This is a genomic window from Sphingomonas sp. MA1305, assembly GCF_016107325.1.
Taxonomy (GTDB): Bacteria; Pseudomonadota; Alphaproteobacteria; order Sphingomonadales; family Sphingomonadaceae; genus Sphingomonas.
This window is the reverse complement of the sequence record NZ_RCVT01000003.1, coordinates 81070-104283: the sequence shown is the minus strand read 5'-3', so window position 1 is coordinate 104283 and position 23214 is coordinate 81070. Positions and strand designations below refer to the sequence as shown.

Below are 23214 nucleotides of genomic sequence, written 5' to 3'. Positions count from 1 at the left end.
GCCTCTGCTCTTCGTCCTCCCCGAACAGGTGGGGATCCAGACTGTCCGGCTTTGCGCCTCTATCGCAGATCACGGCGGGTCTGGATCTTCGCCCGCGCGGGGATGACGGCACCAGGATTGCGGGCCGATGACCACCCTCGCCATCACCGGCGCCACCGGCTTCGTGGGACGCGTGCTGGTCGACCGAGCACTCGCCGCCGGCCACCACGTCCGCGCCCTCACCCGGCGTGCTCAGCCGGCACGCGACGGTGTCACCTGGGTGGAGGGGGCGTTGGATCGTCCCGGCAGCCTCGCCGATCTCGTCGCGGGCAGCGACGCGGTGATCCATGTCGCCGGTGTTGTCAGCGCACCGGATCGCGCGGGCTTCGTCGCCGGCAACGTCGATGGCACCCGCACCATGATCGCCGCGACGCAGGCGGCGGGTATCGCCCGCTTCGTCCACGTCTCCTCCCTTTCGGCGCGGGAGCCGCAGCTGTCGCTCTACGGCTGGTCGAAGCGCGAGAGCGAGGCGCTGGTCGCGGCCTCGCCGCTCGACTGGACGATCGTCCGCCCGACCGGCGTCTACGGCGCCGGCGACATGGAGATGCGCGACATGTTCCGCCTCGCCCGCTTCGGGCTGGCGCTGCTGCCGCCGCCGGGCAAGGTGTCGCTGATCGCGGTCGAGGATCTCGCCCGACTGCTCCTGGCGCTCGCGGAGCGGAGCGGGCCCAGCGCCATATTGGAGGCGGACGACGGCCATGTCCTCACCCATGCCGAAATGGCGCGGCTGATCGGCCGAGCGGTCGGGCGGCGTGTCTGGCCGATCCATCTGCCCGCTGCCGGCCTGCGCCTCGGCGCGGCGCTCGATCGTCGGCTGCGCGGCACGGCGGCCAAGCTGACCGCCGACCGCGTCGGCTACCTCTGCCACGGCGACTGGACTGCCGATCCCGCCCGCCGCCCGCCTCCAGCGCTGTGGACCGCCACCACGACCACCGGAGACGGCCTCGCCGCCACCGCCCGGTGGTATCGCGCCAACGGCCTGCTATAGCCGCAACCCTGCCGTAATTGCCTGCCAACGGAACATCATCATGACCGACCGCACCCAGATCCTCGACACCATCAAGGCCCAGATCGAACCCTTCAACAAGAAGGGCGTCGCGCTGACCGACGCCACCACCTTCCAGGGCGACCTGGAATGGGACAGCTTGACGGTGATGGACTTCGTCGCCGCGATCGAGGACGAGTTCGACATCATCATCACGATGAACATGCAGGCCGAGATCGAGAACATCGGTCAGCTCGCCGATGCCGTCGTCAAACTGAAGGCGCAGGCATGACCGAGACGGGCCTGCAGCCGGAGGTGCCGAGCCCGCTGGTCAGCGACGCGCCGCGCGACCTGATGAGCAAGTTCGACGGCCTGATCGCCGAGCGTCAGGCGCTGATCGACACCGGCGTCAACGATCCCTTCGCGATCGTCATGGAACAGGTGAAGAGCCCGACCGAGGCGGTGATCGCCGGCCGCGACACGATCCTGCTCGGCACCTACAATTACATGGGCATGACGTTCGATCCCGACGTCGTCGCCGCCGGCCATGCCGCGCTCGACCAGTTCGGATCGGGCACCAACGGCAGCCGCATGCTCAACGGCACCTTCCGCGACCACATGGCGGTGGAACAGGCGCTGCGCGATTTCTACGGCGTGTCGGGCGCGATCGTCTTCTCGACCGGCTATATGGCCAATCTCGGCATGATCTCGACGGTCGCCGGCAAGGGCGACTACGTAATTCTCGACGCCGACAGCCACGCCTCGATCTACGACGGCTGCAAACAGGGCTATGCGGAGATCGTCCGCTTCCGCCACAACGACGTCGCCGACCTCGACAAGCGGCTCGGCCGCCTGCCCAGGGATGCCGGCAAGCTCGTCGTGCTCGAGGGCGTCTATTCGATGCTCGGCGACATTGCGCCGCTCAAGGAGATGGTCGCCGTCGCCAAGAAGCATGGCGCGATGGTGCTCAGCGACGAAGCGCATTCGATGGGCTTCTTCGGCCCCAACGGCCGCGGCGTCTATGAGGATCAGGGCCTGGAAGGCGATGTCGACTTCGTCGTCGGCACCTTCTCCAAATCGGTCGGCACCGTCGGCGGCTTCTGCGTCTCGAACCATCCGAAGTTCGAGGCGATCCGCCTCGCCTGCCGCCCCTATATCTTCACCGCCTCGCTGCCGCCGTCGGTGGTCGCCACGGCAGAGGCGTCGATCCGCAAGCTGATGACCGCGCATGGCAAGCGGGCGCAGCTCTGGTCCAACGCGCGTCGCCTGCACGGCGGCCTGAAACAACTGGGCTTCCGGCTCGGCACCGAGAATCCGGACAGCGCGATCGTCGCGGTGATCCTGGATGACCAGATGCAGGCGGTGGCGATGTGGCAGGCGCTGCTCGAGGCGGGTGTCTACGTCAACATGGCGCGGCCGCCGGCAACGCCGGCCGGCACCTTCCTGCTGCGCTGCTCGCTGTGCGCCGAGCATAGCGACGCGCAGATCGACACCGTGCTCGGCCATTTCCGCGCCGCGGGTCAGGCCGTGGGCGCGATCGGCTGAGCCGCCGTCCCCGGCTTCCCAGCGACGGGAGGTTGGGGTAGCATCCTTGCCGTGACGCGGGACGAGGCCGAACCGCTGGCCCGGGGGGGCCAAGCCGCATGGCGCACCATCACGCTGGTCGTGATGGGGTTGCTGGGTGCGCTCGTGCTGGCCGGACTGATCGTGACGCTCGGCAACGCTAACCGGCAGCGCGACCGGGCGCTGCGGCTGCAGGCGCACAGCTATGACGTGATGATCCTGGCGCGGACGCTGGCGGGATCGATCGCCCAATCCGAAGCGGCGCTCGGCCGATACGTGATCAGCGGCGACACTGCCCTCGGCCAGATCTATTACGACAAATGGCGGCTGGCGGGCACCCAGCTCGACCGGCTCGACGATCTCGTCATGCCCAGCCGGACGCAAAGCCGCCGCGTCGACCATCTCCGCGACGCCTATGAGGATCGCGGCGAGGAACTGTCGCTGATCGCGCTCAGCACCACCTACAAGAAGAATGCGCAGGCGCTCGCCCGCTTCTACAAGGCGCGACAGTCTGCCAGCCTCAGCGACATCGACCGGACGCTCAACCGGATCATCGACGGCGAGCGCGCCCTGCTCGACGCGCGCACCGCCGACGCGATGCGCACGGTGCAGCGGTCGAACCGGCTGGCGGCGGTGCTGGCGCTCTTCGGCGTGCTCATCGTCGTCGGCGCCTTGCTGCTCGGCTGGTTCATCATCCGCGCGATCGGCGAACGGGCCGTCGCCCGCGCAGAGGCGACGGCGGCGCAGCAGCGGGCCGAGGAACTCGCCGCCGCGGTGTCGCGCGCCACGGAGGATCTGCGCGTCCAGGAAGCGAAGCTGCGCCAAATCCAGAAGATGGAGGCGGTCGGCCAATTGACCGGCGGCATTGCTCACGATTTCAACAACATGCTCGCGGTGGTGCTGGGCGGACTGGAACTGGCGCGGCGCAGCGTCGACCACGATCCGGTCGCCGCCCGCCGCCACCTCGACAATGCCACCGATGGTGCCGACCGCGCCGCTGCGCTGACCCGCCGCCTGCTCGCCTTCAGCCGCGAGGAGTCCTTGAAGCCGGAGTCGCTCGATGCGGCGGGGCTGGTCGCGGGTATGTCGGAATTGCTCGACCGGACGCTCGGCGACGCGATCACCGTGACCACGCAGGACGCGGCCTGCGGCTGGCGGGTGCGTGCCGACCGGGTGCAGCTGGAGAATGCGGTGCTCAACCTCGCGGTCAATGCCCGCGACGCGATGAACGGGCGCGGCACGCTGACCGTGGCCACCGGCACCGCGACGCTGAACGCGGGCGAGGTCGGCGAATGCCGCGCTGGCGACCACGTCACGATCGCGGTCACCGATACCGGCACCGGCATCCCGCCGGAGATCATCGACCGCGTCTTCGAACCGTTCTTCACCACCAAGGCGGTCGGCAAGGGAACCGGCCTCGGCCTCAGCCAGATCTTCGCGCTCGTCCGCCAACTGGGCGGCGCGATGGCGATCGACAGCGTCGTCGGCCGTGGCACGACGGTGACGCTCTTCCTGCCGCGCGATACCAGCGTCGCCCCCGCCGCCGCACCCTCGCCCGCCGCCGCCGCGCCGGTCGATCGCGGCGAGACGCTGCACGTGCTGGTCGTCGAAGACGATCCGCGCGTGCTCGCCGCCACCGTCGCCGCGCTCGCCGAACTGGGCCATCTGCCGGTGCCGTGCGACGAGCCCGGCAAGGCGGCGGCGCTGCTGGCCGAACATGACGACATCGACCTGATCATTTCCGACGTGCTGATGCCCGGCCAGACCGGTCCCGAACTGATCGCCGCGCTCGCCCCGCAGGTGCCGCACGTCGCCGTGCTGTTCGTCACCGGCTTCGCGGGCGAGGCCAATGCCAGCGAGTTCGGCGACCATCAGGTACTGCGCAAGCCGTTCACCCTGTCGGGGCTGGACCGTGCGATCAGCGCCGCGATGGCGCGCGAACGGCCGGACGCGCCGCATCGGATCGCGGCGGAATAGCCGCCCCGTCTGCGGTGTCGGAACGGTATTTTTAGCTGGCGCGTCTAGCCTGCAATCCTATACGCCTGCCCTTCCCGTTCCGGCCCGAGCCCCTTCCCGCATGAAATCCATCGACCGCTACATGGCCAGGCTGATCGCGTTGCCGCTGATCTCGACGCTGACCATCGCGGCCATGCTGCTGGTGCTCGACCGCATCCGTCGCTTGTTCGACTTCGTCGCGACGCAGGGCGGCCCGATCAGCGTCGTCTGGCGGATGCTCGCCAATCTGCTGCCGGAATATCTCGGTCTCGGCATTCCGATCGGCCTGCTGCTCGGCATCCTGCTCGCCTTCCGCCGCCTCGCCGCCAATTCGGAGCTCGACGTGCTACGCGCCGTCGGCGTCAGCTACACACGGCTGCTGCGCGTGCCCTATATGTACGCGATCGTCCTCGCCGCGCTCAACATCGCGATCGTCGGCTTCGTACAGCCGCAGGCGCGCTATTATTACGAGCAATTGCGCTTCGAATTGCGCACCGGCGCGCTCGGCGCCTCGATCAAGGTCGGGGAGTTCACCCATTTCGGTAGCCAGATGACGCTGCGCATCGAGCAGAGCCACGACCGCGGTCGTCAACTCGAGGGCATCTTCGTCCATGTCGAGAACAAAGGCACCAGCTATTCGGTGACCGCGCAGAGCGGCCAGTTCCTGGCGACGGACGATCCCAATACGATCATCTTCCGCCTGACCAACGGCACGCTGGTGCACAAGGCGCCCAATTTCCAGGTGCCGCGCGTGCTGACCTTCACCTCACACGACTTGCCGATCCCGCTGCCGAAATATGAGAGCTTCCGGCGTCGCGGCGGTCGCAATCTCGAATTCACGCTGCCCGAACTCGCCAAGCTCGGCCATCGCGCGGCGAGCGAGGAACAGCGCGACAGCACGCGGTCGGAATTCCACTTCCGCCTGGTCGAGGTGGCAACCATGTTCCTGTTGCCGCTGCTCGCCATCGCTCTCGGCGTGCCGCCGAAGCGATCATCGTCGGGTGTCGGCGTCTTCCTGGCAATCGTGATGATCGTCGCCTATCACAAGGTCAACGAATACGCCGCCTCGATCGGCGAACTCGGCCGGATCGACCCGCTGATCGCGCTGTGGACGCCGTTCCTGATCTTCGCCGGGCTGATCCTCTGGATGTACTATACGATCGCCTATGTCCCCGGCGGTCAGCCGATCGGCGCGATCGAGCGCGCCTTCGGCAAGGTCGGCAAGGTCATCGTCCGCTACATTCCCGGCCGCAACCGCAAGAAGGGCACGGCATGAACGCCTTCTTCCCGTCGCGCGTCGTGTCCTGGTACATGGCGCGGCTGTTCTTCACGCGGACGTTCGGCCTGCTCGCCGCGCTGGTGCTGATCCTGCAGACGCTCGACCTGCTCGGCGAATCGGGCAACATCCTCGCCCATCCCGGCAACACGCAAGCGCAGGTGTGGACCTATGTCACGCTGCGTGCGCCGCAGATCATCGCCTTTCTGCTACCCTTTTCGGTGCTGCTCGGCGCGATCGCGACCTTCTTCACGATGAACCAGAACAGCGAGATCATCGCGCTGAAGGCGGCGGGCCTGTCGGCGCATCAGGTGCTCGCGCCGCTGCTCGTCGCCAGCCTTGGCGTGGCGATCTTCAGCTTCGCGTTCAACGAACGGATCGTCACCCGCGCCACCGCGACGCTTGACCAGTGGAAGGCGGTGGAATATGGCGCGCTGCCGATCGACCGCGGCGACCGGTCCAACGTCTGGGTGCGCGACGGCGACGATCTGATCGCGGTAGGCCAGGTCCGCGGCCGCGGCAATGCGGTGCAGCTCGGCAACGTCACCGTCTACGACCGCACCGGCGGCAACCTCGTCTCGATCATCACCGCGCCGCGCGGCCGCCGGGTCGGCAACGGCTGGCAGATCGCCCCCGCGACCCGCTTCGACGTCGCCACCGCGCGCCAGCGGGCGATCGGCACCGCCATCGTCGCGCCCGGTGTCCGTCCCGATCAATTCACCCTCGGCGAGGTCAATCCCGACGGCCTGTCCTTCCCCGCGCTGGAGGCAGCGATCGGCGACCTGCGCGACGCCGGCCGGCCGACCAAGTCGCTGGAAAGCACGCTGTGGCACAAATTGTCCGGGCCGCTGTCCGCGGTGCTGATGCCGCTGCTCGGCGCGGTCGCGGCGTTCGGCATCGCCCGCTCGGGCCAGCTGTTCATTCGCGCGGTGATCGGCATGGCGCTCGGCTTCGCCTATTTCGTCGCGGACAATTTCGCGCTGGCGATGGGCAATCTCGGCGCCTACCCGCCGTTCCTCGCCGCCTGGGCGCCATTTTTGCTGTTCCTGCTGATCGGCGAAGCGGTGCTGATCCGCACCGAGGAATAGCCCTACCGGATTACGGCACCGACAAGGTGTCCGGCGTCGGCTGCGGATAGCGCGTCATCAGCGCCCGGGTCAGCCGGCGACCGAGCTCGCCCGGCGCATCGGCCCGCGTGCCCTCGACCTGCGCGGTCAGTGCCTTGCCCGTCCACACGACACGACCATCCTTACGCGATACGATGCTGAGCGTCAGCGTCGACACCATCAGCTCGTGGATCTGCTGCTTGTTGGTCGGCAGCGTGACGCGCAGGCCCGCACCCCAATTGGCGACCCCGGCGCTTGATGCGATCGCACTGCCCGGTGCGGTGACCGGACCCTGCGCATGGCGCGTCAGCGAGACGCGCGCGGTATAGCGCCCCACGCCCTGGCCGGGCAGCACGAGGAAGCTCGCCCCCGCCAGCGCGTCGCCCACCCCCTCGGCCAGCAAGGCTGCCTCCGGCGGGCTGACCGGCGTATCGGGGGCGACGGCGACGGTGATCGTCCCGGCGCCCGATGCGGCATTATCTGCTGCAGCCTGTGCCGCCAGCGCGATTAAGATCACGATGCTCGCCATTGATCCCGCGCCTTTCGTTCCGGCCGGGCGAAACGCCGCAGCCGTCGCCGTCATTCTAGGCGGGACGGACGATCCCGACCATCGAATTAGCGCGCGACCAGCGTGCTCCGTACGATCTTGTGCACAAGGCCGGGCAGGCCCGCGTAGCTCGCCTTATGGTAGGGCGAGCCCGCTTCCAGCGCCGCGGTGATGCGGCGATGCGCCTCGCCGAGCGAGTGATAGGGCAGCGCCGGGATCAGATGATGCAGCGCATGGTAGCGCAGGCCGACCGGCGCCCAGAGAGCCGGCAACAACGCCGGCGGCGGCACGTTGACCGAATCGAGATATTGGCCGGTGACGGTCATCGGCTCGCCGTCATTCTCCCACAGATGCGCCACCAGGGTGCGGACCTGATTGACGACCGCAACCGTCGATCCGATCGCCAGCGCGATCAGCACGCCGCGCAGCGAGAAGACGCCGGTGGCGGTCAGCACGACGATCGCGATCGCCCACAGGCTGGCGGCCGTCTCGGTACGGTTCCACAGCGCCAGCGCCTCGCCCTCCGGCGCGCGGCGGCGGAACTGCGGGTTGATCGCCAGCGCCGAATAGCGCTCGCGCACGATGGTCCGCAGTCGCGGCGAAAGCAGCGACAGGGGCGACAGGATGGCGAAGCGGATCAGCAGGCCGATCGGCGCCAACGCCGAGATGACGACGAACGCCGGCAGCGTCCACGGCTTCATCAGCGCCAGCGGCAGATATTCCGGATCCTCGACCGTGCCGTAGCGGGTCTTGGCGTGGTGCAGGTTATGCACGCCCTCGTACATGAAGCTGGGCGTCAGCATCGGCACGCCGACCAGCGCGTTCCAGCCGGCGCGGAAGCCCGGCACGCTGCTGTGCTTCATATGGCTGACTTCGTGGATGAAGCTTTCCGCACGATAGAGCGCCAGCGCGGCGATCACCGCCGCCAGCACCACCCAGCCGGCACCCGACACCGTCACCGCCGCCACCAAGGCGCCATAGCCGACGATGACCGAGGCGATCATGTCCGCCCAATAGACGCGGGGACGCGGCGCGATCAGATCGCGCGTCAGTTCCGCCGCGGTGCGCAGCATCGCCTTGTCGTCGGCGATCCGGATCGTCTTGGCGCGCGCGCCCTCCGCCGCGGGGGCGGTATCGCGTGCGAGGGAAAGGGTGCTGTCCATGACCTGTGCCATTGCCTCCAGATAGTGGCGACAGCGTGGCATTTACAGGCGCGACGCCCGTGGGTCCGCGCAAGTTTTCGATCACTGATGACGCAATCGTCACTCGCTTGCCCGCGGCTTCGTGCTAGATGCGCCCGGCGCCGGAGGAGGGAAAGACGATGGCCAGCAACGTGACGATCCGCCCTGTAGTGACGAAGAAGGACCGCAAGGCCTTCGTCGACCTGCCTTTTCGTCTGTATCGCGACGATCCGCACTGGGTCCCACCGCTGAAGGGTGAAGCCCTCGGCCTGATTACTCCCGAAAAGAACGGCTGGTACAGCCACGCCAAGGCGCAATTGTTCCTCGCCGAAGAGGGCGGTCGCGTCGTCGGACGCATCTCCGCGCATATCGATACGCTGGCGCTGACCATGCCGGCCGAACAGGGCTTCGGCCCCGGCGTCGGCCAATGGGGCCTGATGGATGCGGAGCGCGAGGACATTTTCGTCGCCCTGCTCGCCCAAGCGGAAGGCTGGCTGCGCGAACAGGGCATGACCCGCGCGCTCGGCCCGATCTCTCAGTCGATCTGGGAAGAGCCGGGCCTGCTGGTCCAGGGCTTCGACCATAGTCCGACGATCATGATGGGTCACGGCCGTCGCGAATATCAGGGCTGGGTGGAGCGCGCCGGCTACGGCGTGGTCAAGACGCTCTACACCTACGAGCTCGACATCACGCAGGAATTTCAGCCGATCGTGAAGCGGATCATCAAGTCCGGCGAGAACAATCCGCGCATCACCGTGCGCGAGGTCGACAAGAGCAAGTTCGACCAGGAAGCGGCGATCATCCTCGGCATCCTCAACGATGCGTGGAGCGACAATTGGGGCTTCGTGCCGTTGACCCCGCCGGAGATCAAGGACGTCGGCGTCAAGCTGAAGCCGATCGTGTTCAACGACCTGATCCGCATCGCCGAGCTGGACGGCAAGCCGGTCGCGTTCATGATCACCCTGCCCGATCTCAATGAGCCGCTGAAGCCGCTGGGCGGCAGCCTGTTGCCGTTCGGCTGGGCGAAGCTGCTGCTGTGGCTGCGCAAGCCGAAGGTGCGGACGATGCGCGTGCCGCTGATGGGCGTCGTCAAGGAGCTGCAATCGTCGCGTATGGCGAGCCAGCTCGCCTTCATGATGATCGAGTATATCCGCCGCGCGTCGGTGGAGCGTTACGGTGCGAGCCGAGGCGAGATCGGCTGGATCCTCGAGGACAATCAGGGGATGCGCTCGATCGCCGAGACGATCCAGAGCCGCGTCAACAAGACCTACGTAATCTACGAAAAGGCGTTGTGACCATTCCAACCGTCATGCCGGACTAGTTCCGGCATCCACCCGTCCGCGTAAGCCAAGGCTGCTGCGTGTGCACAGCGGTGGATGCCGGAACAAGTCCGGCATGACGAACAGCGCCTACACCGTGAAGCTTTCCCCGCAGCCGCAGGCGCCCTTGGCGTTCGGATTGTTGAACACGAAGCCGGCGGTGAAATCGTCCTCGACCCAGTCCATCGTCGACCCGACGAGATACAGGATCGAGCCGCCGTCGACGTAGAGCGTGCCGCCCGGCGTCTCGATCCGCTCGTCGAACGGCTTGGCCTCGGTGACGTAATCGACCGAATAGGCGAGCCCCGAACAGCCGCGCCGCGGCGTCGACAGCTTGACGCCGTTCGCACCTTCCGGCGCGCGCGCCATCAGCTCGGCGATCCGCGCCTCGGCGCTCTCGGTCAGGATCAGCGGCGCCGGCCGCTGGCGTAAGGTGGTCATCTCTTCTTCTCCAAGCCCCTCCCCTTCAGGGGAGGGGTAGGGGGTGGGGCGTCGCCGCAAGGAATGCGCTCGCGGACAGCCCCCACCCCAACCCCTCCCCTGAAGGGGAGGGGCTTGTTGCTCACAACATCCCCAATTCCAGCTTCGCCTCGTCGGACATCTTCTGCGGGTCCCAAGGCGGGTCCCAGACCAGATTGACGTCCGCCACCGCGATCCCCGGCACCGATCCGACGCGCAGCTCGACCTCGCCCGGCATCGATTCCGCCACCGGGCAATGCGGCGTGGTCAGCGTCATCGTCACCGCGGCATGGCCCTGCTCGGTCACCTCGACGCCGTAGATCAGGCCGAGATCGTAGATGTTCACCGGAATCTCGGGATCATAGATCTCCTTCAGCGCCTCGATCACGCTCTCGTACAGCGCGCCGCCCGGCTCGTTCGCCGCATCGCCCGCCGGCTTTTGCTGCAGGAAGCCCGACAGATAGTCGCGTTCGCGCGGTGCGCCGCCGGCGTCCTCGACGCGCGCGCGCGGCGGCGCGGCCACCGCTTCCACCTCTTCGACCCGGATCGTGTCGCTCATCCGAAAAATCCCTACCCAAAAATCCGCGTTACGCGCTCGACGCCCCGGACCAGCGCCTCGATATCCTGCGGCCCGTTGTAGACGCCGAAGCTCGCCCGCGCGGTCGCGTCGACGCCTAGCGCCTCCATCAGCGGCTGCGCGCAATGATGGCCGGCGCGGATCGCCACCCGGCCTTCGTCCAATATGGTGCCGACGTCGTGCGGATGCACCCCCTCGACCGCGAAGGAGACGATGCCCGCGGCATCGTCCGGCCCGAACAGGCGCACCGAATTGATCGTCGCCAGCGCCGCGCGGGCATCGCGCACCAGCGCCGTCTCATGCGCATGGATACGGTCGAGCCCGATCCCCTCGACATAGTCGATGGCGGCGGCGAGGCCGAGCGCGCCGACGATATGCGGCGTCCCCGCCTCGAACCGCCCGGGCGGCGGCGCATAGGTCGTCCGGGCGAAGGTCACGCGGTCGATCATCGATCCGCCCCCCTGATAGGGCGGCATCGCATCGAGCAGCTCCGGCCGCCCCCACAGCACGCCGATCCCGGTCGGGCCGTAGAGCTTGTGTCCCGAAAAGACGTAAAAGTCGCACCCGATCGCGGTGACATCGACCGCGACGCGCGGCACTGCCTGGCAGCCGTCGAGCAGGATCTTCGCGCCGACGCGATGCGCCAGCTCGGTCGCGGGCCGCACGTCGAGGACCGAGCCGAGCACGTTGGAGACATGCGCCAGCGCGACCAGCTTGTGCTGCGGCGTCAGCATCCGCGCCATCGCGTCCAGGTCGATGCGATGGTCGGCGGTCAGCGGCACGACGTCGATCGCCGCACCGACGCGTTCGGCGACCATCTGCCACGGCACGATGTTGCTGTGATGCTCCAGCATCGACAGCAGGATACGGTCGCCGGCCTTGAGCTGCGTTCCCGCCCAGCATTGCGCGACCAGATTGATCCCCTCGGTCGCGCCGCGCACGAAGACGATCTCGTCGGCCGATCCCGCACCGATGAAGCCCGCCACCTTCCGCCGCGCCGCCTCATAGGCGAGCGTCATGTCGGCGGACCGCTGGTACACGCCGCGATGCACCGTGGCGTAGGTCTCGCCATAAGCCCGCGTGATCGCGTCGATCACGGGGCGCGGCTTCTGCGCGGTGGCCGCGGTGTCGAGATACGCCCAGCCTGCGGGGATGGCAGGAAAATCGGCGAGCGTGTCGAGGGGCTTGTCGGAGGACGACATCACTTATCCTCCCCGGCACGGGGAGGGGGACCAGCGAAGCTGGTGGAGGGGGGCTTCCTCAAGCGATGCGCCGCGTGGAAAGCCCCCGCCACCACGCCGATCCGCGTCGCGGTACCCCTCCCCGTGCCGGGGAGGATCAGGGTCCCACCACTCACAACGCCCGCTCCAGCCACGCGTCGGCATCCGCGACGAACGCCTCACGCACCGTCTCGTCGCCGATCCGCTCCATCGCGTCCGCGACGAAGGCGCGGGTCAGCAGCGCCTGCGCCCGCGCCTTCGGAATACCGCGGCTCTGCATGTAGAAGAGCGCCCGCGCGTCGAGCTCGCCGACCGTCGCACCATGCGCGCATTTCACGTCGTCGGCGAAGATCTCCAGCTCCGGCTTGAGGTTGACCGTCGCCGTGCGCTGCAGCAGCAGGCCGCGCAGGCTCTGCTCGCCATCGGTCTTCTGCGCGTCGCGCGCCACCTCGACCGCGGCGGCGAGGCTGGCGACCGAGCGATCGGCCGCCACCGCGCGCCACAATTGATGGCTCTGGCCGTTCGGCGCGGCATGGCGGACGCGCACCGCGCATTCCTGCCGCTGGGCATCGCGGGTCAGCAGCGCGCCGCCGAATTCGGCATAGCCGCCCTCGCCCGCAAGGCATATCGCGCCGTCGATCCGCGTGCCCGCATCGCCCGCGCCGAGCACCGTCGTCACCAGGCTGGCGCCCTCGCCCAGCGTCGCCTCCTCGCGCAGCGAGGTGAAGCCCGCCGCCTGCAACAACCGCACCGACCGCATCAGCCGCGCCGCCTTGCCGAGCGTGATCCGGGCCAGCCGGTTCGACCAGCCCGCCCCGACATAGGTCTCGATCACCTGCGCCGCGGCATCGTCGGCCAGTGCGATCGCGGCGGCGAGATGGTTCTCGGCACCGGTCGCGACATGCACCACTTGCACCGGCTCGGCGACGGCATCCGCCGCGAGACGCAGCGTCCAGCCCTGCGACGCCCGCCGGCCAAGCGGATGTTCGCCCGGATCGACCGCGCCCAGCGTCACCGGGCCGAGATCGCTACGCGTCGCGTCCAGCACGCCATCGACGAACAGCAGCTTCGCGCCGGGCAGGTCGAGGAACTCCGCCTCGGGCGCCGCCACCGGCGCCAGCGCCGCCGCCGCGGCGATGCCGCCCAGATCGGCCCAGCGCCACGCCTCCTCGCGGTTCGACGGCAGGTCGAGCAGCGGCGTCACGCTGCCACCCCCGCGTAACCCTCGCGCTCCAGCTCATGCGCCAGCTCCGGCCCGCCCGAGCGGACGATCCGCCCGTCGGCGAGCACGTGGACGCGATCGGGCTGCACATAGTCGAGCAGCCGCTGGTAATGGGTGATCAGCAGCACCGCCTTGTCGGCCTTGCGCATGATCCGGTTGATGCCGTCGCCGACGATGCGCAGCGCGTCGATGTCGAGGCCGCTGTCGGTCTCATCGAGGATCGCGAATTTGGGATCGATGATGCCCATCTGCACCATTTCGTTGCGCTTCTTCTCGCCGCCGGAAAAACCGACGTTGACCGGCCGCTTCAGCATCTCCTGGTCGAGCCCCAGCCCCGCCGCCTGCTCGCGCGCCAGCTTCAGGAATTCGCCGCCCGACAGCGGCTTCTCGCCCCGTCCGACGCGCTGCGCGTTCAGGCTCTCGCGCAGGAACTGGACGTTCGACACGCCCGGAATCTCGACCGGATATTGGAAGCCGAGGAACACGCCCGCCGCGGCACGCTCGTGCGGCTCGAGTTCCAGCAGATCCTGCCCGTCGAACGTGACCGACCCTTGCGTCACCTCATAGCCGGGCCGCCCGCCGAGCACGTAACCGAGCGTCGACTTGCCCGCGCCGTTCGGACCCATGATCGCGTGCACCTCGCCCGCGTTCACCTCAAGGGTCAGCCCCTTGAGGATCGCCTTGCCGTCGATCTCGGCGTGAAGGTTTTCGATTTTCAGCATCTATCTCTCAGACAATCAAATAAAAGGAGGGCGACCAGTGATCATGACAAACGCGTACAACCAAAATAGCAATGCCGTCATGACGCCCACCATTGCCCAAACTAAAACAGCGAAAATATACAACTGAGGCTGCGTTTGATATTGGAGCCGATCAGAGTGCTTCGACGGAAGATCCCGGCGGTATCGCAATGCCCCATAGACCAGCCACCAACACGATAGCGAAAACAACGCTTCACCCGCCATGGTGACGTGCCACAGCATTATCCCACGCTCCCCTCAAGGCTGATCCCCAACAGCTTCTGCGCCTCGACGGCGAACTCCATCGGCAGCTGTTGCAAGACCTCGCGCGCGAAGCCGTTGACGATCAGCGCCACCGCCGCTTCCTGATCCAGGCCGCGCGACATGGCGTAGAACAGCTGGTCCTCGCTAATCTTCGACGTCGTCGCCTCATGCTCGATCTGCGCGCTCGGGTTCTTCACCTCGATATACGGCACCGTATGGGCGCCGCACTTGTCGCTCAGCAGCAGCGAGTCGCACTGGGTGAAGTTGCGCACGCCCTCCGCGGTCGGCGCCACGCGCACCAGCCCGCGATAGGTGTTGTCCGACCGCCCCGCCGAAATCCCCTTCGACACGATCGTCGAGCGCGTGTTCTTGCCGAGGTGGATCATCTTGGTGCCGGTATCCGCCTGCTGCAGATTGTTGGTCACCGCGACCGAGTAGAATTCGCCGACCGAACCGTCGCCGGCCAGCACGCAGGATGGATATTTCCAGGTGATCGCGCTGCCCGTCTCGACCTGCGTCCACGACACCTTGCTGTTCCGGCCCTGGCAGAGCGCGCGCTTGGTGACGAAATTGTAGATACCGCCGACGCCGTTCTCGTCGCCCGGATACCAGTTCTGGACGGTCGAATATTTGATCTCGGCATCGTCGAGCGCGACCAGTTCGACCACCGCGGCATGCAGCTGGTTCTCGTCGCGCATCGGCGCGGTGCAGCCCTCGAGGTAGGACACATAGGCGCCCTTGTCGGCGACGATCAGCGTCCGTTCGAACTGGCCGGTGTTTTCCGCGTTGATGCGGAAATAGGTCGACAGCTCCATCGGGCAGCGGACGCCCTCCGGAATGTAGACGAAGGTGCCGTCGCTGAACACGGCGCTGTTGAGCGTCGCGAAGTAATTGTCGCGCTGCGGCACCACCTTGCCCAGCCATTGGCGGACCAGATCGGGATATTCGCGCACCGCCTCGCTGATCGAGCGGAAGATGACCCCCGCCTCCTCCAGCTCCTTGCGGAAGGTGGTCGCGACCGAGACGCTGTCGAAGACCGCGTCGACCGCGACCTTGCGCGCGCCCTCGACCCCGGCGAGCACCTTCTGCTCCTCGATCGGGATGCCGAGTTTCTCGTAGGTGCGGCGGATCTCCGGGTCGAGTTCGTCGAGGCTGGCGATCGTCGCCTTCGCCTTCGGCTCGGCGTAATAATAGGCGTCCTGATAGTCGATCGGCGGCACGTTGAGCTTCGCCCAGTCCGGCGCCTCCATCGTCTGCCACAGGCGGAACGCCTTCAGCCGCCAGTCGAGCATCCATTCGGGCTCGCCCTTCTTGGCGCTGATGTAGCGGACCGTGTCCTCGCTCAGCCCCTTGGGCGCGAAGTCCTGTTCGATGTCGGTGGCGAAGCCCCACTCGTACTTCTTCGAAATGGCCTCATAGGCCTCGGCATTCTTGGTCGCCATATCACTCATCCGCCCCGGCAAAGGCCGGGGTCCTGTTGGAAGCCGAAAGGGAGGGCGCGCCGCACAGCGACGCTAGCGAAACGTCCGCCAGCGCGCCGCGCACCGCGGCATTGACCACGCCCCAATGCGGCTTGACGTGGCATTGATGGTCGATCGCGCAATCGTGCGCCGCACCGTCGACGCAGGAGGTCATCTGGATCGGGCCCTCGACCGCCTCGACGATGTCGGCCAGGCTGATCGCCGCCGCCGGTCGCGCCAGCGCGACCCCGCCGCCGGTGCCGCGCGCGCTGTCGAGCAGCCCCGCTGCCGACAGCCGGCTGACCAGCTTCTGCGCGGTCGGCAACGGCACGCCGGTCTCCTCCGCCAGACGCGTGGCGTTGAGCCGCCCCGCATCGGCAAGGCGCGCCGCCGCCGTCATCAGGACGACCGCATAATCGGCGAGGCTTGAGAGCCGCATCGTTCCTTTTCCAGTTGCGAACGTGTCGCAAATCGGACAAAATCGTTCCGATTGGCCAGATAGGCGTTTGTGCCCGTGGGTCAACCGTGGAAAAGCCGATCAGCGTGAGAGGTTTTGGTTCGCGCGAAGCCGCGAAGACGGGAAGCGTCTTGGTTCGCGCGGAGGCGCGGAGATTCGCGCTCGCGGCGATCTCCCGAGCCGCCATCGGCAGCTCCTTCGCTTGAAGCCGATGAGCGCCGGTCTCGCTGACGTGAGACGGAGCCGCAAGCGGACCTCTCCGCGCCTCCGCGCCTCTGCGTGAACCATCTTCTTCTTCGCGGCTTCGCGTGAACTCAACTTCGTCGCGGCCAAGCGTCTTCGCGCGAATCCCTTGAACGCCCACCCCGCGCGATGCGATGGCGCGGACATGACCTACGCCGCCCGCCCGCTGCTGTTCACGCTCGATCCGGAAACCGCGCACACGATGACGATCGGCGCGCTCAAGCTGCGCGGCAAGCTGCCCGGCGGCGCCAGAGCCGACGCCCGCCGCCCCCGCCTCGCCACCAGCGTCGCCGGCCTCGCCTTTCCCAATCCGGTCGGCCTCGCCGCCGGACTCGACAAGAACGGCGAGGCGATCGACGGGCTGTACGCGCTTGGCTTCGGCAGCGTCGAGATCGGCACGCTGACCCCCCTGCCCCAGGCCGGCAACCCGCGACCGCGGCTGTTCCGTCTGGCCGCCGACCGCGCGGTGATCAACCGCATGGGCTTCAACAATCATGGCCTGGCCGCCGGCATCGCCAATGTCCGCACGGCAATCCGCCGCGGCGCGGGGCTGCTCGGCATCAACGTCGGCGCCAACAAGGATGCGACCGATCGCGTCGCCAATTATGTCGCCGGGGTCACCGCCGCCGCGCCGCTGGCCGACTATGTCACGATCAACATCTCCAGCCCCAACACGCCGGGGCTGCGCGACCTGCAGCATGGCGCCGCGCTCGCCGCACTGCTCGCTGCCTGCACCGCGGCGAAGGGGAGGACACCGCTGTTCCTCAAGATCGCGCCCGATCTCGACCCGGCCGGCATCGACGGCGTCGCCCGCGCCGCGATCGACCATGGCGTCGACGCCATCATCATCGGCAACACGACCATTTCCCGCCCGCCCCTGTCCGCCGCCGGCAAGGGGGAGACCGGCGGCCTGTCCGGCGCACCGCTGGCGGCGCTCGCCCGCCAGCGGCTCGCCGACGTCCGCAACGCCACCGGCGGCGCGCTGCCGCTGGTCGCCGCCGGCGGGATCGACAGCGGCGCGGAGGCCTATGCCCGCATCCGCGCCGGCGCCAGCCTGGTGCAGCTGTACAGCGCGCTGGTCTATGAAGGCCCCAGTCTGCCGGTGCGCATCCTGCGCGACCTCGACGCCCTGCTCGCCCGCGACGGCTTCGCGACGGTGGCGGCGGCGGTCGGTACGGCGGCCTGATCAAGCCCGAGCCGTCATGCTCGCCTTCGCGGGGATGACGGTCGAGGGGTGGTGGTGACGGATGCCGGCGAAGACAGCCCCTTCACCCTTGCCCTCACCCGTCATGCCGCTACGGTTTGGCGTGATGAAGACGCTCCTGACCGCGCTCGCCGCCTCCGCCGCGCTGCTTCCCGCCGCCTCGTTCGCCAAGACCGCTCCGCCCGCTCAGGGCATGGTCAGCGCCGCCGACCCCCGCGCCGCCGCCGCCGGGGCGGAGATCCTGAAGGCCGGCGGCACCGCCACCGACGCCGCCATCGCGACGATGCTCGCGCTCGGCGTGGTCGAGCCGCAGAGCTCGGGGCTCGGCGGCGGCAGCTATTGGGTCCGCCACGCCGCGCGCACCGGCAAGGTCGACGCGATCGACGCGCGTGAGATCGCTCCCGCCGCCGCCGATCCGCGCTGGTTCTACGCCGCCGACGGCACGCCGCTCAGCCATGACGACGCCGTCCCCGGCGGGCGCAGCGTCGGCATTCCCGGCGCGATCCGCGGCATGGCGATGGCGCATCGCAGCGGCGGCAAGCTGCCCTGGGCGAAGCTGTTCGAGCCGGCGATCCGCCTGGCCAGCGACGGCTTCCGCGCCAGCCCGCGCTACGTCAATGCGGTCGCCGCTTACGGCGCACACCTGACGCCGGACAGCCGGGCGCTGGTCACCAGGCCGGACGGCAGCGCCTATGCGGTCGGCGACCTCGTCCGCAATCCGGCGCAGGCCGCGCTGCTCCGCCAGCTCGCGGCGCGCGGCCCCGACAGCTTCTATGTCGGCGCGCAGGCGCAGAAGCTGGTCACCATCGTCGACACCGCCGCCCGCAACCCGTCGAAGATGACGACCGGCGATCTCGCCAGCTACGATGCCAAGCCGCGCACCCCGGTCTGTCTGACCTATCGCGCCAACCGCATCTGCAGCATGGCGCCCTCCTCGTCGGGCGGCATCACCGTGCTAATGATCCTGAAGCAGCTCGAACGGTTCGACATGACCGGCCTCGGCAAGGACAGCCCCACCGCCTGGCACCTGTTCGCGGAAAGCAGCCGCCTCGCCTATGCCGATCGCAACATGTACGTCGGCGATCCCGACTATGTGAAGGTGCCGGTCGCCGGCATGCTCGACACCGCCTATCTGCGCGGCCGGTCCGCGCTGATCTCGCCGACCACGACGATGGCGAGCGTCGCCGCGGGCACGCCGCCGGGCGCGCCGCCGCGCGTCGCCGCGCCGGTCAGCGAGGTCGCGGGCACGACCGACCTTGCCGTCGCCGATCGCGCCGGCAACGTCGTCGAGGTGACCACCACGGTCGAAGGTCCGTGGGGCAGCGGCCTGGCGATGGACGGCGTCGTCCTCAACAACCAGCTGACCGACTTTGACATCGTCCCCGCCAGAAACGGCTATCTGGTCGCCAACCGGGTCGAGGGCGGCAAGCGCCCCCGCTCGTCGATGGCGCCGACGATCGTCTACGGCCCTGACGGCAAGGTCCGCCTCGCGATCGGCGCGGCGGGCGGATCAACGATCATCGCGCAGGTGGCGAAGGCGATCGTCGGCGTCATCGACTGGCACCTCAGCGCGCAGGATGCGATCGCCCTCGGCCTGGTCTACGCCCCCGGCCCGGTCGCGACGCTGGAGGCGGATACCGCCGCCGCGGCGATGCAGCCAGCGCTGGCCGCGCTCGGCGAGCGGACGGAGATCGCACCGCTCGGCCTCAAGGCCAATGCGCTGGAATGGAAGGACGGCCGCTGGACCGGCGCCGCCGACCCGCGCAGCGAAGGCGTCGCGGTGGCGGAGGACGGCCGCGTCACCCGGCCGGCGCGGATCGGCGCTGCAGCCAACCGTCCGTCCGAATAGTTGTCCGCCACAGGCGGCTGGCAACGTTTACCGCCACAGGCGGCTGCCACGCAGCGCCGCCCGGCGTCAGGAGAGAATGATGCGCAAGCTGGAATATTTTCCCAACCTCGTCGCGATGTTCTTTGCGCGCGCCCGCGAGAAAGGGGACGCGCCGTTCCTCTGGGCGAAGCAGGGCGGGACCTGGGTCTCGACCAGCTGGGCGGAGGCAGCGCGTCAGGTCGCCAGCCTCGCCGCCGGCCTGACCGCGATCGGCGTCAAGCCGGGTGACCGGGTGATGCTGGTCAGCGAGAATCGGCCGGAATGGTGCATCAGCGACCTCGCCATCATGGCGGCGGGCTGCGTCACCGTGCCGACCTACATCACCAACACCGAGCGTGACCACGCCCATATCATCGCCGACTCCGGCGCCTGCGCGATCATCGTCTCGACCGATAAATTGGCAAAGACGCTGCTCCCCGCGGTGCTGCGCTCCAACCAGGGCCAGACGGTGATCGGCATCGACGATATGCGCGCCCCGTCCGCCAGCATCGACTTCCACAGCTGGCGCCAGCTGATCGCCGACCATCCGACCAGCGCGGATCACGCCGCCGGGCGGGCGACCTTCGCGCGCGACGACCTTGCCTGCATCATCTACACCAGCGGTACCGGCGGCGCGCCGCGCGGGGTGATGCAGCACCACGGCGCCATCCTGCACAACGTCAACGGCTGCTGCACCGTCATCTCAGAGGATTTCGGCTGGGGCGACGAGGTGTTCCTGTCCTTCCTGCCCCTCTCCCACGCCTATGAGCATACCGGCGGCCAGCATTTCCCGATCGGCCTCGGCGGCCAGATCTACTATGCCGAAGGGCTCGACAAGCTGGCGAGCAACATCGAGGAAGTGCGCCCGACGATCATGGTCGTCGTGCCGCGCCTGTTCGAGGTGCTGCGCACCCGGATCAGCAAGGCGATCGAGAAGCAGGGCGGCTTGGGGCAGAAACTGCTTGGCCAGGCGCTCGCCATCGGCGCGCGTGAATACGAAGGCAAGCTGCGCCTGATCGACCGCCCCGCGCAGCTCGCGGTCAACACCCTGTTCAAGCCGAAGATCGCCAAGAAGTTTGGCGGCCGGCTGAAGGCGATGGTGTCGGGCGGCGCGCCGCTCAATCCGGAGATCGGCATCTTCTTCCAGAGCCTCGGCCTGACCTTCCTGCAGGGCTATGGCCAGACGGAGGCGGCGCCGGTCATCTCGTGCAACCGCCCCTCCGCCGGATTGCGGATGGAGACGGTCGGCCCGCCCCTGGTCGAGACCGAGGTGCGTATCGCCGACGATGGCGAGATCCTGGTGCGCGGCGAGTTGGTGATGCACGGCTATTGGCGCAACGAGGCGGAAACCGCGCGCGTGCTGAAGGACGGCTGGCTGCACACCGGCGACATCGGCGAATTCGACGCGGCCGGCCGGATCAAGATCACCGATCGCAAGAAGGACCTGATCATCAACGACAAGGGCGACAATGTCGCGCCGCAGAAGATCGAGGGCATGCTGACGCTGCAACCCGAGATCGTCCAGGCGATGATCTACGGCGACCGCAAGCCGTACATGGTCGCGCTGATCGTCCCCGATCCGGAGTGGACGCAGGAATGGTGCGCCGCCAACGGCGACGCCTGCAACTTCTCGCGCCTTGCGGAGAACAGCGAATATCGCACCGCGATCGGCCATGCGATCGAGCGGGTGAACAAGGATCTGTCGGTGACCGAGCGCGTCCGCCGCTTCATCCTCGCCGATGCGCCTTTCGCGATCGAGAATGAACAGCTCACGCCGAGTCTGAAGATTCGTCGCCACATGATCCGCGCCATGTACGGCGAGCGTCTCGACGCCTTGTACAAGGGCGCGTGACCGCAGACGATCCGGCCCGACATGACGCATTTGTAACGGAACCAGCGCGCCGCCACGCCGCTATACCGGGGCTATTCACCTACGGGAGATCGTCCGATGCGTTACGTCTCGCTTCTCGCCTTGCCGCTGATGGTCGCGACCGCGTCGCCGGCGCTGGCCAAGGGCTGTGTCCGCGGTGCCGCCGCCGGCGCGGTCGGCGGCCATTTCGTCGGCAAAGGTCACGCCATGATGGGGGCAGCCGCTGGCTGCGTGATCGCCCATCACCATTATGCCAAGAAGGCACGCGCCGAGAAGGCCGCAATGCACCGCTAAGCCGCGGCCGATAGGCAGGGAACCCGTCACCGTGACGCTTGTCGCGGTGGCGGTCTCAGGCCGGACGACCTCCGGCCTGCCTGCTACAGGTTCCGAAGATAGGTGTGCGCGTCGAACGCTTCGCCGCCGCGCCCGCGATAATAGCCGCGGCGCTCGCCGACCTTGCTGAAGCCGTTGGCCTCGTACAGCTGCACCGCCGCATTGCCGGCGCGAACCTCCAAATGCATGTCGGCGATGCCGGCGCCTTGCGCCTCGGCGATCACCGCGCGCAACAATGCGGCGCCGATGCCCTGGCGGCGATAGGACGGCGCCACCGCGAGCAACAGCAGCTCTGCCTCGTCGGCGACGCTCCGCACCATCGCGAACCCCGCCGGCACCTCGTCGACCGAGGCGATCGTCAACCGCACCCCCGGCATCGCCAGCACGCCCAAACACTGATTGCGTGTCCATGCCTCGCCGAAGCGCGGATCGAACGCTGCCGACATCAGGGCATCGACCGTCGCGACGTCGCGGGCGTCGCCGGTGCGCAGCGAGACGGCGCGCGTCGCCATCAGGCGGAGGCCTCCGCCGGCGTGATGCCGCCGGGCAGCTTGGCATCCGGCGCCCGGCCATACACGGGCTTTGCCGGCAGCGCCGCCAGCGCCGCGGGCAGCAGCACCGCGTCGGCGGCGTTCGGCAGGCTCTCCTCGCCGGCCAGCTCGGGCGCGATCGGCCGCAGCCAGCGCATGCCGCTACCGACGACGGGCCGTCCCCCGATCACCGCCAGCGCCGCCTCCGGCCGCAGCGAGGCAAGCGGTGCGATCGCCTCGGGCCCGCGCGCGAACGGCTGCACGAACAGCTCGCCGTGGCCGCCCTCGATCGCCACCGTCACCTCGCCTGCCTCGCCGCGGGCCAGCGCCGCGGCGGCCAGCAGCGCCATACTGGAATAGCCGGCGACCGCCGCGCCCCAGCCGAGCGCCAGTCCGCGCGCAGCGGCGATGCCGACGCGCACGCCGGTGAAGCTGCCGGGGCCGACATCGACCAGGATCGACTCCGCCCGCCCGCCGTCGGGCAGTGCGGCGATCATCGGCACCAGCCGTTCGGCATGGCCGCGCCCGACCACCTCGTGCCGCGCCGCGACCACGCGGCCGTTCTCGATCAGGGCGATCGAACAGGCGGCGGTGGCGGTATCGATCACGAGGGTGCGGGAAGCGATCATGAAGACAATGCTTTGTCGTAGCAGCGCGGCAAGAGCAACAGCCGACACGCGCCGGCGAGGCGTGCGCGATGAGACCGGTTCAGGACGCTGCCCTACAGGCCCGCATCGGCGCGCCACCCGCCTGCCGT

General features: G+C 68.4%; 22 protein-coding genes. 11 read left to right on the top strand and 11 right to left on the bottom strand.

The features are described 5' to 3' along the window. Window positions 1-127: 127 nt before the first annotated feature. The 6 genes from D9601_RS13540 to lptG all read left to right on the top strand — a co-directional run bounded on the left by D9601_RS13540 (window position 128) and on the right by lptG (window position 6946). Window positions 128-1027 (top strand): NAD-dependent epimerase/dehydratase family protein, encoded by a 900-nt coding sequence (locus D9601_RS13540; protein WP_198354586.1) that lies wholly within the window; start codon window positions 128-130, stop codon window positions 1025-1027. A 40-nt stretch (window positions 1028-1067) separates the two neighbouring features. Next, window positions 1068-1316: an acyl carrier protein gene (locus D9601_RS13535; protein WP_198354585.1), complete on the top strand. Its 249-nt coding sequence runs from the start codon at window positions 1068-1070 to the stop codon at window positions 1314-1316. Then, window positions 1313-2569 carry a serine palmitoyltransferase gene (gene spt / locus D9601_RS13530; RefSeq protein ID WP_198354584.1) on the top strand — a complete coding sequence of 419 codons (1257 nt, stop codon included), beginning with the start codon at window positions 1313-1315 and terminating at the stop codon, window positions 2567-2569. Before D9601_RS13535 ends, spt begins: the two co-directional genes overlap by 4 nt. Window positions 2570-2692: 123 nt before the next feature. Continuing rightward, window positions 2693-4564 (top strand): ATP-binding protein, encoded by a 1872-nt coding sequence (locus D9601_RS13525; RefSeq protein WP_198354888.1) that lies wholly within the window; start codon window positions 2693-2695, stop codon window positions 4562-4564. A 100-nt stretch (window positions 4565-4664) separates the two neighbouring features. Next, on the top strand, window positions 4665-5858 hold the full coding sequence (gene lptF, locus D9601_RS13520; protein WP_198354583.1) for an LPS export ABC transporter permease LptF: 1194 nt from the start codon (window positions 4665-4667) through the stop codon (window positions 5856-5858). Continuing rightward, a complete protein-coding gene (gene lptG / locus D9601_RS13515) occupies window positions 5855-6946 on the top strand; it encodes an LPS export ABC transporter permease LptG (RefSeq protein ID WP_198354582.1) in 1092 nt (363 codons plus the stop codon). The genes lptF and lptG overlap by 4 nt, the downstream gene beginning before the upstream one ends. Window positions 6947-6956: 10 nt before the next feature. Here lptG and D9601_RS13510 read toward each other — a convergent pair whose 3' ends face one another. Further along, window positions 6957-7493 (bottom strand): hypothetical protein, encoded by a 537-nt coding sequence (locus D9601_RS13510; protein WP_198354581.1) that lies wholly within the window; start codon window positions 7491-7493, stop codon window positions 6957-6959. A gap of 86 nt (window positions 7494-7579) precedes the next feature. After that, the gene (locus D9601_RS13505) at window positions 7580-8674 is read right to left on the bottom strand and encodes a fatty acid desaturase (RefSeq protein ID WP_198354887.1); all 1095 of its coding nucleotides are present in this window, start codon (window positions 8672-8674) and stop codon (window positions 7580-7582) included. Window positions 8675-8832: 158 nt separating this feature from the next. On the opposite strand from D9601_RS13505, the gene D9601_RS13500 reads away from it, so the two are divergent. Next, complete coding sequence (locus D9601_RS13500; RefSeq protein ID WP_198354580.1) at window positions 8833-9987, top strand: N-acetyltransferase; 1155 nt, start codon at window positions 8833-8835, stop codon at window positions 9985-9987. A gap of 114 nt (window positions 9988-10101) precedes the next feature. Here D9601_RS13500 and D9601_RS13495 read toward each other — a convergent pair whose 3' ends face one another. From D9601_RS13495 to D9601_RS13465, 7 genes are all read right to left on the bottom strand, one after another. Beyond that, window positions 10102-10452, bottom strand: a complete 351-nt coding sequence (locus D9601_RS13495) for a HesB/IscA family protein (RefSeq protein WP_198354579.1) — start codon at window positions 10450-10452, stop codon at window positions 10102-10104. Window positions 10453-10573: 121 nt separating this feature from the next. After that, the gene (locus D9601_RS13490; protein WP_198354578.1) at window positions 10574-11029 is read right to left on the bottom strand and encodes an SUF system Fe-S cluster assembly protein; all 456 of its coding nucleotides are present in this window, start codon (window positions 11027-11029) and stop codon (window positions 10574-10576) included. A gap of 11 nt (window positions 11030-11040) precedes the next feature. After that, window positions 11041-12249 (bottom strand): aminotransferase class V-fold PLP-dependent enzyme, encoded by a 1209-nt coding sequence (locus D9601_RS13485; protein ID WP_198354577.1) that lies wholly within the window; start codon window positions 12247-12249, stop codon window positions 11041-11043. A gap of 151 nt (window positions 12250-12400) precedes the next feature. After that, window positions 12401-13471, bottom strand: a complete 1071-nt coding sequence (locus D9601_RS13480) for a SufD family Fe-S cluster assembly protein (protein ID WP_198354576.1) — start codon at window positions 13469-13471, stop codon at window positions 12401-12403. Further along, window positions 13468-14211 (bottom strand): Fe-S cluster assembly ATPase SufC, encoded by a 744-nt coding sequence (gene sufC / locus D9601_RS13475; protein ID WP_198354575.1) that lies wholly within the window; start codon window positions 14209-14211, stop codon window positions 13468-13470. Before sufC ends, D9601_RS13480 begins: the two co-directional genes overlap by 4 nt. A gap of 260 nt (window positions 14212-14471) precedes the next feature. After that, window positions 14472-15935, bottom strand: coding sequence for a Fe-S cluster assembly protein SufB (gene sufB / locus D9601_RS13470; protein ID WP_443024754.1), 1464 nt, complete (start codon window positions 15933-15935; stop codon window positions 14472-14474). A gap of 1 nt (window position 15936) precedes the next feature. Beyond that, window positions 15937-16392 carry an SUF system Fe-S cluster assembly regulator gene (locus D9601_RS13465; RefSeq protein ID WP_198354573.1) on the bottom strand — a complete coding sequence of 152 codons (456 nt, stop codon included), beginning with the start codon at window positions 16390-16392 and terminating at the stop codon, window positions 15937-15939. 406 nt (window positions 16393-16798) lie between these two features. Between D9601_RS13465 and D9601_RS13460 the strand changes: the two genes are divergently transcribed. From D9601_RS13460 to D9601_RS13445, 4 genes are all read left to right on the top strand, one after another. Continuing rightward, a complete protein-coding gene (locus D9601_RS13460; protein WP_198354572.1) occupies window positions 16799-17839 on the top strand; it encodes a quinone-dependent dihydroorotate dehydrogenase in 1041 nt (346 codons plus the stop codon). 124 nt (window positions 17840-17963) lie between these two features. Continuing rightward, window positions 17964-19706, top strand: coding sequence for a gamma-glutamyltransferase (ggt, locus tag D9601_RS13455; protein WP_443024753.1), 1743 nt, complete (start codon window positions 17964-17966; stop codon window positions 19704-19706). A 79-nt stretch (window positions 19707-19785) separates the two neighbouring features. Beyond that, a complete protein-coding gene (locus tag D9601_RS13450) occupies window positions 19786-21576 on the top strand; it encodes an AMP-dependent synthetase/ligase (protein ID WP_198354885.1) in 1791 nt (596 codons plus the stop codon). 96 nt (window positions 21577-21672) lie between these two features. After that, window positions 21673-21888 carry a hypothetical protein gene (locus tag D9601_RS13445; RefSeq protein ID WP_198354571.1) on the top strand — a complete coding sequence of 72 codons (216 nt, stop codon included), beginning with the start codon at window positions 21673-21675 and terminating at the stop codon, window positions 21886-21888. A gap of 83 nt (window positions 21889-21971) precedes the next feature. On the opposite strand, the gene D9601_RS13440 is transcribed toward D9601_RS13445, so the two are convergent. Both D9601_RS13440 and tsaB read right to left on the bottom strand, forming a co-directional pair. Next, window positions 21972-22439, bottom strand: a complete 468-nt coding sequence (locus D9601_RS13440; RefSeq protein ID WP_198354570.1) for a GNAT family N-acetyltransferase — start codon at window positions 22437-22439, stop codon at window positions 21972-21974. Further along, the gene (tsaB, locus tag D9601_RS13435) at window positions 22439-23086 is read right to left on the bottom strand and encodes a tRNA (adenosine(37)-N6)-threonylcarbamoyltransferase complex dimerization subunit type 1 TsaB (RefSeq protein WP_198354569.1); all 648 of its coding nucleotides are present in this window, start codon (window positions 23084-23086) and stop codon (window positions 22439-22441) included. The genes D9601_RS13440 and tsaB overlap by 1 nt, the downstream gene beginning before the upstream one ends. Window positions 23087-23214 lie beyond the last annotated feature (128 nt).